Origin of the sequence: Siphonobacter sp. SORGH_AS_0500 (genome assembly GCF_031453245.1) — a bacterium.
GTDB lineage: Bacteria > Bacteroidota > Bacteroidia > Cytophagales > Spirosomataceae > Siphonobacter.
This window is the reverse complement of sequence record NZ_JAVIYT010000001.1, coordinates 4,004,048-4,017,082: the sequence shown is the minus strand read 5'-3', so window position 1 is coordinate 4,017,082 and position 13,035 is coordinate 4,004,048. Positions and strand designations below refer to the sequence as shown.

General features: G+C 45.7%; 7 protein-coding genes. 5 read left to right on the top strand and 2 right to left on the bottom strand.

The features are described from left to right. Window positions 1–4: 4 nt before the first annotated feature. Window positions 5–1,174, top strand: coding sequence for an acyltransferase (locus QE357_RS17045; RefSeq protein WP_309709972.1), 1,170 nt, complete (start codon window positions 5–7; stop codon window positions 1,172–1,174). Here the strand turns inward: QE357_RS17045 and QE357_RS17040 are convergent. Continuing rightward, window positions 1,171–1,974 carry a polysaccharide deacetylase family protein gene (locus QE357_RS17040; protein WP_309709969.1) on the bottom strand — a complete coding sequence of 268 codons (804 nt, stop codon included), beginning with the start codon at window positions 1,972–1,974 and terminating at the stop codon, window positions 1,171–1,173. The genes QE357_RS17045 and QE357_RS17040 overlap by 4 nt on opposite strands. 306 nt (window positions 1,975–2,280) lie before the next feature. Between QE357_RS17040 and QE357_RS17035 the strand changes: the two genes are divergently transcribed. The 4 genes from QE357_RS17035 (at window position 2,281) to QE357_RS17020 (ending at window position 11,056) form a co-directional block, all read left to right on the top strand. Continuing rightward, window positions 2,281–5,298 (top strand): TonB-dependent receptor, encoded by a 3,018-nt coding sequence (locus QE357_RS17035; protein ID WP_309709966.1) that lies wholly within the window; start codon window positions 2,281–2,283, stop codon window positions 5,296–5,298. A gap of 10 nt (window positions 5,299–5,308) precedes the next feature. Further along, on the top strand, window positions 5,309–7,003 hold the full coding sequence (locus tag QE357_RS17030) for a RagB/SusD family nutrient uptake outer membrane protein (protein ID WP_309709963.1): 1,695 nt from the start codon (window positions 5,309–5,311) through the stop codon (window positions 7,001–7,003). A 184-nt stretch (window positions 7,004–7,187) separates the two neighbouring features. Next, the gene (locus tag QE357_RS17025; RefSeq protein ID WP_106637898.1) at window positions 7,188–7,847 is read left to right on the top strand and encodes an HAD family phosphatase; all 660 of its coding nucleotides are present in this window, start codon (window positions 7,188–7,190) and stop codon (window positions 7,845–7,847) included. Between the two features lie 251 nt (window positions 7,848–8,098). Next, window positions 8,099–11,056 carry a glycoside hydrolase family 3 N-terminal domain-containing protein gene (locus tag QE357_RS17020; protein WP_309709958.1) on the top strand — a complete coding sequence of 986 codons (2,958 nt, stop codon included), beginning with the start codon at window positions 8,099–8,101 and terminating at the stop codon, window positions 11,054–11,056. Between the two features lie 547 nt (window positions 11,057–11,603). Here the strand turns inward: QE357_RS17020 and QE357_RS17015 are convergent. Further along, the gene (locus QE357_RS17015) at window positions 11,604–12,929 is read right to left on the bottom strand and encodes a TolC family protein (RefSeq protein WP_106637900.1); all 1,326 of its coding nucleotides are present in this window, start codon (window positions 12,927–12,929) and stop codon (window positions 11,604–11,606) included. Window positions 12,930–13,035 lie beyond the last annotated feature (106 nt).

The window sequence follows — 13,035 nt, the reverse complement described above, 5'->3', positions numbered from 1 at the left end:
GTAGTTGGAATCTACCGCAAACAAATGGCCTGCGGAGGAGCAGTCCTCTGCGAGAAAAGCAATTCAGAAACGGAATTTCCCTAACCTGAATGGAGTACGCTGCATCGCAGCTATGTCGGTATTGATTCACCATCTGGAGCAGGCTAAACATACGTATGGAGTAGTTAACATCTACGAAATAACGGTAGTGAAGCACGCCGGTCGTCTGGGGGTTGGTTTGTTTTTTGTGTTAAGCGGATTTCTGATTACGTATCTACTATTGCAGGAAAAAGGCAATTTCGGGGACATTTCCGCTCCAAAATTTTACCTGCGAAGAGTCTTCCGAATCTGGCCTATTTATTACGTCATGGTCTTGCTGGCGATCTTCGTATTTCCTAACTTCTCAATCTTCTATTATCCGGGTGTAACCGAGTTATTACAACGTAATTTCACGGAACGGCTTTCGCTGTTGATGCTGGTCTTACCTAATTATGCCTTTGTACTTTACGGGATTCCATACTGGGCTGCTCAGGCCTGGTCTATCGGTGTCGAAGAACAGTTTTATTACTTATGGCCCTGGATTATCAAATACCCTAAAAAAACGATAGGTATCGTTGCCATTTTTCTAGCTGCTACCGTTGGATTATTAGCGTTGGGCATTTATTTTCTGGATGCCCCTGAAGTTAGAAAGATAGATGGGGTTCTGACCTTCATTGGGCAATTTCGCCTGTTAATCATGGCTTTAGGGGGAGCAGGGGCGTATGCAGTTTATAAAAATAATACCAGAATACTCAATGTATTGTATCGAAAAGATTTACAGATTGGCGTCTACATACTCTTCCTGATTTGTTTCTTTTCCGGCATTCACATTCCGGCTTTTATGGAAGTGTATTCGCTGTTTTTCTGCTTCTTTATCTTAAATGTAGCCACCAATCCCAACAGTATTATTTCTCTGGAAAACCCCATTGTTAGTTACCTGGGCAAGATTTCTTACGGCTTATACCTTTATCACGTCGTGGTTTCCATCGTATTCATTAATCTGTTACGAATGTATGCTCCCGAATTATCCACGACGGTTTATAACCTGATTTTATATCCCTGCGTCATTGGATTTTCGGTACTGGTCTCGGGCCTGTCTTACGAGTATTTTGAGAAGCCCTTACTCCGTTTTAAAGATGAACGGTACGGACGTTAATCTTTCACGTTAGGTAAGTCAGACATACGGTAAAATTTCAGGTTTAATTCCTGGGCCGTCGCCAGAATTTTCTCCATAAAACTAATATCAAATCCGTATTGTGTCGCCGTTGGGGGTGCTGATAAGGGCTCATGCCCGAACAATAGAACGGCTTTCCCTTTCTCCTTTGCCTTAACTAAAGCATCTTTCATTTCTTCCTGAGAAAGATTCGCACTGTAATCAATCAGCAGAGCATCCACTACGCGTTCTTGATCGAAGTCATAGTAAATCTGAGGTAAGTATCGGGGCGGAATATGGTAGAGTTTAAAGCCTTTGTAATGACGTTCCGCCAGGGCTACATCACGTAAAATCTGAAAACCTGAAGTGAGTAAGACGGAATCGACGCGGGTGTTATGATTGCCGCCGGGGTGAGCATAAGAGGTGGGGTAAAAACCGGCTTTATTCAGGTAAGAAAGTCCGGGACGGATTTCAGTATTAAGATAACCTTCTACGCCTAAATCCTGAATCATTTGCGTAGAAACGCCGTGAATAGTACCGTGGTAACCAATTTCATGCCCTTCGTTCTGAAGTTGCCTTAGTAAAGAGATGTCTTCCGCAGAAAGCGAATCCGGGCAGTTAATGAAGAAAGTAACCTGGGCATTGTACTTCCTGAAAAGCGGTATTAACGCGGCCCATTCCTTCAGAAAATGATCGTCGAAAGATAAGGCAACGCCGGCCCGTTCAGGATGTTTCGGTGGCGTATCACATCCGAACAAACTTATAAGCAGCAGGAAGAATACTAGTAATTTATGAAAAGACATACGGTGAATTTAATCAGGAAACGGCCTGAAAGATAACAATTATAAAAAGTAAACAGGTGATTGATAAGGTCTGATATTGTCTGGATACCTGAGAGGTTGAATTCGTACATCATGCAGAGATACGAGTTCATCCCAAAGCGATCCTTTACGGATTGTTACCGCCTTTTAACGGTAACATAACATTCTCTTAAAGCCCTTCTTTCCCCGATAATCTACTTTTGTGGCCTGAAAACTCTGAAAATAATTCATTGATTTTCAGAGTTTTATTTTTTACAGAAAAATCATTTTCTTCCCAAAGTTTAGTCTATGAAAAACTTGAACTGTTTTTCAGGTCAGGTAAAGTATGTCCTTGCGGGGCTATTTCTACTGAATCAACTTCCACAACGGGTGGTGGCATCACCCCACCTGCATAGTGTTTCCCCGAAGGAACTAACCATTACCGGCCAGGTAACGGATGCTCAAACCCGTGAAGTATTAACGGGTTGTACGGTCATGGTAAAAGGTACCTCGGTTGGTACGACTACGGGAGCCGATGGAAAGTATAGCATCAAAGTTCCCAATACTGAAGCCATACTGGTCTTTCAATTTGTGGGCTATGAGCCCATGGAAATGCCTGTCGGTCGTCAGACTACTATTAACGTTGAGCTGAAAAACGACGCAGCAGATCTGTCTCAGGTAGTTGTGATTGGTTACGGTAGTACAGTGAAAAAGGACATGACCGGAGCCATTACTTCGCTGAAAAGCTCAGAGTTTAACAAAGGGATCATCAACTCGCCCGAGCAGTTATTACAGGGCAAGGTTTCTGGGGTAAATGTTACTTCAGCTACTGGTGAACCCGGAGGGACTCAGAATATCACCGTTCGCGGTCCCGGAGGAATTCGTACAGGAAGTACGCCGCTGTTCGTAGTGGATGGTCTGGCTCTGGATAACAGTAGTACGGGTGGAGCAACGAACCCGCTGGTATTCCTCAACCCACAGGATATTGAGTCCATTGATGTATTGAAAGATGCTTCAGCTACGGCCATTTACGGTTCTCGTGGTGCCAATGGCGTAGTTTTGATTACTACTAAGAAAGGCAAAGCCGGTCGCTCGACGTTGACTTACAACGGAAATATCGGGGTCTCAACGCTGGCAAATCCTTTGAATGTATTATCTGCTGATGAATTTCGTACGGAAGTTCCCAAGCTGGGGAACAGTTTGGTGGACAAGGGTGGTAATACCAATTGGCAGAAAGAAATTTCCCGCCGGGCCATTACTCAAAACCACAATGTGGCTCTGAGTGGTGGTTCAGAAAAACTGACGTATTATGCCTCATTCGGGTTACAGGATCAGCAGGGAATCCTGAAAAATAGCAATCTAAAGCGTTATACGGGCCGAATTAATGCGACGCAGAAATTACTTGAAGATCGCGTAAGTGTTGATATTAATCTGAATGTGACGAATACGGTTAACCAGCGGCCCCCCATTCAAAGTCTCATTGGAGGAGCACTAGCGGCTAACCCTACCTATCCGGCCTATGATGCGGATGGCAAGCCTTTTCAGTATGTAGATGGTACCAACCCTCTGATTCCACTTTCCCTGGAAAAGGACCTTACCAAAACGAACCGGGTGATTGCCAGTATCTCACCTTCAGTAACCCTTATCAAAGGACTGGTCTACAAACTCAATTTTGCCGTTGATCAGTCGAGTGCTGCTCAGGACCTTCAGTCCTTGCCAAATGAAGTGCCCTTCCAGGAAGGTCGTCTTGAAACCACCAATACGTACAATACTAACCGATTGATTGAAAATTACTTAACGTATTCATTCAGCCGCAATGAGCACAATTTCTCTGCTCTGGCGGGGCATTCGTATCAGCGGATTTTTCTACAGGGTCGTACGAATAGTATCAATAAATTTCCTATTTCGGACATTGAGCCCATCTACAATCCAGGGTTAGGGCAAGACCTGACGCTGACGAACAACCGTCCGACGGGTTACGCGACGATCAATGAACTACAGTCATTTTTCTCGCGGGTCAATTACCAGTGGAAAGACAAGTATCTGGCGACCCTGACGGTTCGGGCGGATGGTTCGTCGAAGTTTGGAGCTAACAATAAATACGGTATTTTCCCGTCAGCCTCGTTGGGCTGGCGTTTATCGGAAGAACCTTTCCTGAAACGCATCCCTGCCATTACAGAGCTGAAAATCAGGGCTGGTTGGGGACAAACGGGTAATCAGGAAATTCCCTCTAAAATTACTCAGGCCCGGTTTTCTACCAGCGTAACCGGAACTACCACTTACCCTCTGAATGGCTCCAATACCTATCCTTCTGGAGCTACGTACAATCGCCTGGCCAACCCGGATATTCAGTGGGAAGTTTCTACGCAAAGTAACTTTGGACTTGATTTTGCCTTCTTCGACGGATCATTCAGTGGTTCATTGGATCTATTCCGTAAAGTATCCAACAATATTCTGCTCGAAGTAATACCTGCCGATCCCGTGCAGCCTGTCCGCACTTTATGGACGAACGTGCATGACATGAAGATTACGAATCAGGGCTTGGAAATTGATCTGAATTACCGCAAGAGCTTTGCTAATGGGCTACGTTACTCCATTGGTGGTAATGTTACGTTCATCGGTAATAACGTAACGAACTCACCTTATTCCGTGCTTACTTCAGGAACAGCTTCGGGTTCGGGGTTATCCTCCGCAACGATAAACGGCTACGTGAATGGTCAGCCCATCGGTACGTTTTACCTGAAAAATTTCATCGGCTTTGATGACAAAGGAATTAATAAGTTTCAGGATGTCGACGGCGATGGCATTATTACGGATAACGATCGGGTAGCGGCTGGTTCGGCTTTACCGAAAAAGATGTTCAACATTAATGGTAGCATTGCTTACAAAGGCTTTGATCTGACGGCTAACCTGAATGGCGTTTCGGGTAACAAAGTCTATGATAACACAGCCAATGCGATGTTTTATAAGTTACGGTTGTCGAAAGGGCTCAACGTAACCCCCGAGGCCCTTCAATACGCTAATGAATCGGTTAATAACTCGGCTCCGGTATCTACACGCTTCCTGAAAAATGGTCAATTCTTACGTCTGAATAACCTGAGTTTGGGCTATAACGTCAATACGGTAGGTCTGGGAATGGACAAATGGGTGTCCAACATTCGCTTGTCAGTAACGGGTCAGAATCTCTTCGTGATTACCCCTTACAATGGCTACGATCCTGAGGTAAACAATGACCGCTCGGTGAATGGAGTTTCATCGTACGGGATTGATTATCTGAGTTATCCTAAAGCTCGTTCCGTGATTTTTGGATTAACCATTAGCTTATAATTCAACGACAATGAAACATAAATTTTCTGTTCTACTAGTTCTGTCCAGCCTACTGCTGGTGAGCAATGCCTGTACTGATTTAAATGAAAACGTGTTGGACGAAAGCTTCAACCCGACTCTGACACCGCAAGAAACGGCAGATGGACTCATTGCTCCGGTATACGCTCTGTTACCCGAAATTTATAAGCATACCAACTATTTTGCTTTACAGGAAATTTCTACGGACGAAGCTATTTTACCCTATCGGGGCGGTACCGATTGGGGAGACAATGGAATTTATCTCAACCTGCACGCTCATACAACCACGAGCACGGACCCCAACGTACGCACTACCTGGGATAACCTGGCAACGTCTATATCCCGGAGTATTGTAGCTATTAATTCCCTGGCTACGCTGAACAGTGCCAATGCCAATATGTATAAGGCAGAAGCTCGGGGGATGCGGGCTTTTTATAACCTGCTGATGCTGGATTTATTCGGTATTGCTTTCGTAAAAGACGACCCGAGGGAATATTCCAAAATCATTCGTGGGGACGAAGCCGTAAAGTACATTGAGAGTGAGTTTTTGGCGGTAGAAAATGCATTACCCGCGAAGGCAAACGTAGCCGCTGGGCGACTAACGCAGGGAGCTGTTTGGGGATTATTAGCAAAATTGTACCTTAACGCGGCGGTTTATCGGAATCGTTACGCGGATCAGTTCACCTTCACGGCGGAGGATATGGACAAGGTGATTTCGTATACTGACAAGGTCATTGCCTCGGGGCAGTATCAGTTGTCGAATGATTACTTCGGAATTTTCGGCAATAACAACCATAATAACCCCGAGTTAATCTTTGCCGTAGATCAGCGTCCTGAATTAAACGGACATAACCGTTTGGCGTATTTCTCGCTGTCGGGTGATCAGTTCCCGCTCGCAGCCTATCCCAGTGCAAACGGTACGGATGGCCCCGCTATAACGCCTGATTTTTACCGTATCTGGACTCAGGCCTACGGGAACGAAGATCCTAAACGCGATCCTCGTTTTTATCAGGAAAACATGAAAATTTATTCGAACGCAGCGGATACCTGCGTTTCGGCGGCGGATTATAAGATCAACCGCGGGATTCTTCGGGGGCAGCAATATGGTCTACTTCGTGTAAACGGCGTTTTCTTGAAATGTGCCAACGGACAGTTTAAGGTTGGAAAACTCTATAATTCCAGCCGCAACCGTTCGGATTTACCCGTAAACTTCACGGAGCAGATCGATTTTACAACTGCCGGAAGTAATTACAGCACAGGGTATCGCGTGGAAAAATACGAATTCAGCTCGTCGTCCAATACGGGTCGTAACCGTGGAGAAGCTGATATTTCTATCATTCGTCTGGCGGATATTTACTTGATGCGGGCGGAAGCGAAGCTTCGCAAAAGCAATGACGCGGCGGCAGCTTTGGCCGATGTAAACACGGTTCGGGCGGCTCGTAGTCTGACGCAGGCCCCGCCAGCTTTGACGGCCATGAATCTGGATTTACTTTTCCGCGAGCGAGGTTTTGAATTTTACTGGGAAATGCTTCGCCGTACGGATATGATTCGTTTCAATAAGTACGAAGGTACCTGGACTGAGAAGACCAACACGGATAAGCGTAAACGGATTTTCCCTATTCCGCAAACTGCCATTGATGGTGCCTCAAACCGGGCCGGTTACCTAATGCAGAACGAAGGTTACTAGAGACTTGCAGCTAGTTTGAAAAGGTTAGATTTTTTTGGAGTGGATAAGGGCGTTTTCGTTCTCAAACACTCCAACAAAATCTAACCTTTCTAAACACTACTCAAACCTCTCAAACTTCAACTCATTTCTATGGTGTACGCTGGGAAAATCTCTACCTTTACTGGACGAGCTTATTTTCTTTCCCATGATAAAAACCGTGATTTTTGATATGGACGGGGTGATCGTTGACACCGAACCCGTGCACCGTTACGCCTTTTTCAAACATTTTAACGAGTTAGGCATTCACATTACTGACGAAGAATATTCGACGTTTACGGGTTTATCCACCCGAAATGTATATCAGGGTTTAAAAGCAAAATATAACCTGGCCGATGAAGTAGAGGCGATGATTCAGCGGAAGCGGTCTATTTTTAATGATGCTTTTGACGAAAAAGAGGACCTAGACCTGCTTGAAGGCGTACGTACATTGATTGAAGATTTACATCAGCATGATTTTCAGTTAATTCTGGCTTCGTCAGCTTCGAAAGTAACCATTGCCCGTGTCTTCAAACGCTTTGGCTTGTCTCCTTACTTTACGCATATCGTCAGCGGAGAAGATTTCCCAAAATCAAAGCCCGATCCGGCCATCTTCGAGTATGCGGCTTCGCTTTCGGTAGCCCCTAAATCGCAATGCATCATCATTGAAGATTCGACCAACGGTGTAAAAGCCGCCAAAGGAGCGGGGATTTACTGCGTGGGTTATAACAGCGAGCATTCCGAAATGCAGGATTTAAGTCTGGCCGACCAGGTGATTAATCATTTCTCGGAATTAAACGCCGAAAAAATACGAGCTATCGAACCGTAGATGTACAATTCATTACGTCTGTCAAATAACTTCCCGAAAGTTTCAAACTTTCGGGAAGTTCCATTTTTAGCCAAAGCTATTTATGGTATGAACTATTAAAATCTAGGCCTTGGCTGGTGTCCTCACCAGACACTTGATGGCGGCTGGTGAGGACACCAGCCACGGCTTGAGGCTTGAAGAATTACAAAATACCCATTCTTAAAACCCGCGTATTCTTCACCAAAATCAAGGGGAACCCTTATTTTTGATGTATGAAACGCTTCATTCCCCTATGTGCGGCTGTACTGGCTTCACTTACCTCTTACGCTCAAAAACCTTTTCAGACGGGTAATCAACACTGGGCCGATTCGGTTTTTGCCCGCCTGACGCTCGACGAGAAAATCGGGCAGTTGATGATGCCCCGTGCTAATTTTACTAATCAGGCTTACGACCAGGAAAAGCTGAAAGGCTGGGTTCGTGACTATAAAGTCGGTGGATTGGTATGGTTTGCCAATCAGCCCACGCGACAGACGGCCATGATCAACGAGTTACAGGCAATTTCAGCCGTACCGATGATGATGGGAGAGGACCTGGAATGGGGCCTTACCATGCGACTGGACAGTGCTGTTCGGTATCCGTACGCTCTGACGCTCGGAGCCATCCGGCAAAATGACGACTGGTTTTACCGCATGGGGAAACAGATTGGCGAGCAGTGCCGCCGGGCAGGCATACACATTAACTACGCTCCCGTGGCGGATGTAAATAATAATCCGAATAACCCCGTCATCGGTTTTCGTTCGTTTGGGGAAAATCGGGAAGAAGTGCTTCGCAAAGCCAAAGCATACATGCGGGGCATGCAGGATGCCGGGTTAATCACCTCGGCTAAGCACTTTCCTGGTCACGGCGATACGGATGTAGATTCTCACGCAGATTTACCCGTGATTAACCATTCCCGGACCCGACTCGATTCGCTCGAATTATATCCCTTCCGGGAGTTAATTAAGCACGGTCTGAATGGCGTGATGATTGCTCACTTGAGCATTCCTGCTCTTGACTCTACGCCTAATCAGGCCTCGACGCTTTCCAGACCCATCGTAACCGATTTATTACGCAAGCAAATGGGTTTTGAAGGGCTCATTTTTACGGATGCGATGGAGATGCAGGGCGTAGCCAAACATTATCCTCCGGGCGTAGCGGGCGTAAAGGCCTTATTAGCCGGAAATGACGTGCTGGAAACCTTCACGGATGTGCCCGTTATGTTTCAGGCTATTAAAAAAGCTCTGGTTTCAGGAGAAATTTCCCAGGCCGATCTGGACGATAAAGTACATCGCATCTTGCGGGCTAAGGCTTGGTTAGGGCTGGATAAATATCAGGCGGCTCCTTTAACTAACTTACTGCAAGACCTTAACAAGCCCACCGCCGAAGCTTTATCACGCCGAATGTCGGAAGCTAGTTTGACGGTATTGAAAAACGAAAATGGGACATTACCCATCAAAAATCTGGCTACGGCAAAAGTTGCCGCCATTAGTGTAGGAACGCCCGCCCAGGGACCTGTCAAACCAACGGCTTTTCAGGGCATGTTGATGAATTACCTGCCGGTAGATACCTTCCAGGTAGATATAAAATCGTCGGCTCAGCAATTGCAAGCCATTAAAGACAAGCTGGCTGAATATGATCTGGTAGTGGTAGCTCTGCACAGTCCGTTTTTACGCTCAGCCAATGCCTGGCCAGAGGCAAATCTGAAGCTGGCTCAGTCGTTTGTAGGCTTACCCAATGCCGCTTATCTGTTCTTCGGAAATCCTTACGTGTTGAATAAGTTACCCGGCATTGAAAAGTCAAAAGCTTTGGTAGTTACCTATCAGGAAACGACAGTCATGCAAGAGTTGGCTGCTCAGTTAGTAGGAGGGGGTATTGGAGCCAATGGGCAACTTCCAGTTACCGTGAATCAGGAGTTTAAATTTGGAAATGGCTTACGGGTTGAACCACTGGGTCGCTTCAAATATGGAATGCCGGAATTAGCTGGAATAGATTCAAGAATACTGAATACCAAACTGGATTCCATTGTCAATCAGGGGTTACAGGAGAAAGCCTATCCCGGAGCTTCGGTGGTGGTAGCGAAAAACGGAATGGTGATTTTCAAGAAAGCCTACGGAACGCAGACGTATGAAAGCAAACAACCCGTGCGGGAAACGGATTTATACGATCTGGCTTCGGTAACGAAAGTCAGCACGTCTATTCTGGCTCTGATGCGTTTGCAGGATGAGGGTAAATTCAGGCTGGATATGACGCTCGGCGAGTTTTTTCCGAAATGGAAGAACTCAAATAAGGGTAAGCTAAAAATGATTGACATCCTGACCCACCAGTCGGGACTGAAAGCCTGGATTCCGTTCTGGATGACGGCTAGAGATTCAACGCGTGAAAGTGGCTGGAAACCCCGGACGTTTAGTAATGAGCAGAGTCGTCGTTATCCCATCGCCATCGCCGACCATTTATTTCTGCACCGTCGGTATCGTCGGGAGTTAATGCGTCAGATTGAAGAGTCTCCCGTAAATCCAAAACAGGGGTACGTCTACAGCGATCTTTCGTATTACCTCTATCCGCAGATTGTTGAGAAGATTACCGGAGAAAAATGGGAGGATTATCTGAAGAATACTTTCTATCGTCCGATGGGGGCTACGACCTTAACCTATAATCCCCGTGAACTATATGCATTGGATCGAATCGTACCGACGGAATATGATTCTTTATTTCGGAAAGAACTGATTCATGGTCGCGTACATGATGAAGGAGCAACCTTAATGGGAGGTATTTCTGGTCACGCGGGCTTATTTGGAGACGCCAATGATCTGGCGAAGTTATACCAGATGTATCTGAACGGAGGTATATACGGTAACCAGCGTTTTATCAGCGAAAAGACCATAAAACAATGGTCATCGTATCCATTCCCGGTTGAAATTAATAGCCGTCGCGGCATTGGTTTTGATAAACCTGATCGTAACAAACCCGGCCTCTCTGGACCTCCTTCCGCAAGTGCTGAAAGTTTTGGTCACTCAGGTTTCACCGGAACCTTTGTGTGGGTAGAGCCGAAAGAAAAGATGTTATACATTTTCCTGGCAAACCGGGTATATCCCACTCGTAACAACTCCAAAATCAGCAAACTTAATACCCGAACGCAGTTTGGTGAAATGATTTACGAAGCCATTCGTAAGTCGAACGTACCTGGATTTTAGAGGATAGTTAGGGCTTAATGATTAATAAGCATCCCGAAGACTGTATGGTTTTCGGGATGTTTTTTGTTTGAAGCCTTAGAAGAAAAGATGGATTGTAATCAGACTAATACCTTTCGAGAAGTCTTACTGCCGCTGCCATCATGGTCGCTGCCAGCTTTTCCGCTGGCAGCACTATGTTACGTCCTTTGGGAAATTGTAACCTATTGATTCACTAAATAATTAGGTAGGACCAAGGCAAAATGCTGCCAGCGGAAAAGCTGGCAGTAATGGGATTCAGCTTTTTAAAACAGAAATCTCTATAACTAAGTCCCTACCATCATGGCCGGGCCACAGGGGTAGCGGAAAATAACAAGCTCTTGTCTCTACGAATGGGAAGCGAATAGTAACTTTAATTACAGTGAAGAAATCTGAAGCAAACTATAAAGTCGCTCTCTGCCATGTAGTCCAATCAGCTTTTGTGCTAGGGTAAAACACCACACACTCCCTCTAAAAAAGAACTTCCCGAAAGTTTCAAAACTTTCGGGAAGTTGATAAACAACTGACAACACTATTTCACAATCTGGCTGCTTAGTCGGTATAATTCAATTTCAGACACCTTGGCGTTATACTGAGCCTGCAAAAGTCGAATTTCGGCGGCTACGAAATTTCGCTGAGCTTCCCGTAATTCCAGTGGGGCAGCTACGCCAATTTTATACCGTTCCAGAGCAATGTTTACGTTCTGCTGAGCCGTTTTGGTGTTAATAGATTCGAGGTCGAGTAGATTAAGATTATTCCGGTAGTTTTCGTAAGCCTGCCGTAAACCCGACTCGACCTGTACTCGCAGATCTTCTTCCTGAAGCTTAATAATCTCCTCGTTGATTCGGGCTCCCTGAATGCGTCGATGCTGATTCAGCCCATCAAAAATAACGGCTGTTACCTGTACTCCTCCCGTAATGTTACCAACTGTACCACTTCTTACCCCGAAACCAGAACCGCCGTTTCGAAGTCGGTTATAAGTATATCCTCCCAGCAAATTCACATTGGGCCACAGCAGAGCCTTCTGGTTCTTTACGTCCAGATTGGCAATGGTGCTGTTATGACGAGCCAGCATCAACTGAGGATTTTGTGATAGGGTTTGCTCTTTAAGGGTTTCGTAAATGAGGTCCCTGTTTACCAGTAAGGTATCCTGCGGGTTAAAATTGATGTCCAGCGATCGGGCCAGTAGCTGGTTAAGCTGGGTTTTGGTATTGGTAAAGGACAATTGCTGGGCAATCAGGGTGGCCGTGTCGGCGTTGAAGTCAACCTGTGCGGTCAGGTATTCCACTTTTGAACCCTGACCAATATCGTAGCGGTCTTTAGCCAGACGACGACGCTCCCGAGAGATGACCAGTGCATCTTCTAAAAAACGGGTCTGCTGTCCTTGTTGCACGGCGGCATAATACGCATTCGTAACCTGAGCAATCGTACTTTCGATGGTTACCTGAGCCTGAGATTCCCCCGCCCGAACGAGTTCTTCCAACCGATCTTTCGTAATGTACATACTTAAGCCATCAAAGATGGTCCAGGTGGCCGTAAGATTGCCCTGAACGTTACGGTTGAAGACGCCCCGTTGGACAAGTGGAGGGCGTACCGCATCGAAAAATCGCTGATTCGTGTAGTTAATCAAACCATTGGGTTGTACCACGGCTGTGACCAGCGGAAGCATACCCGCATTACCTCTGGTATTGTCATTTTCAGCCAGACGAACCTGGTTTTTAGCTACTTTAATCGCGTAGTTTTTATCTAAAGCGATGGTAATAGCATCTTCCAGCGTAAGATTTTCGGATACGGTCTGAGCAAAGAGAGAGAAATTAATAGCAAAACAGCAGAGGAAATAGGCTATTCTTCGACGCATGGAATTTTAATAGATTCGGGGGTTTCCAGAACGGAAAATAGGTAAATTATTCCCGTTGTTGGTCTCAATTCTCGTATAAAATACGACTACTTCTTACGAAGGTAAC

Excerpts from the sequence above, each read along its gene's own strand:
- QE357_RS17035 (WP_309709966.1), top strand. The coding sequence starts at position 2,281 with ATGAAAAACTTGAACTGTTTTTCAGGTCAGGTAAAGTATGTCCTTGCG.
- QE357_RS17030 (WP_309709963.1), top strand. The coding sequence starts at position 5,309 with ATGAAACATAAATTTTCTGTTCTACTAGTTCTGTCCAGCCTACTGCTG.
- QE357_RS17025 (WP_106637898.1), top strand. The coding sequence starts at position 7,188 with ATGATAAAAACCGTGATTTTTGATATGGACGGGGTGATCGTTGACACC.
- QE357_RS17020 (WP_309709958.1), top strand. The coding sequence starts at position 8,099 with ATGAAACGCTTCATTCCCCTATGTGCGGCTGTACTGGCTTCACTTACC.
- QE357_RS17015 (WP_106637900.1), bottom strand. The coding sequence starts at position 12,929 with ATGCGTCGAAGAATAGCCTATTTCCTCTGCTGTTTTGCTATTAATTTC.
- QE357_RS17040 (WP_309709969.1), bottom strand. The coding sequence starts at position 1,974 with ATGTCTTTTCATAAATTACTAGTATTCTTCCTGCTGCTTATAAGTTTG.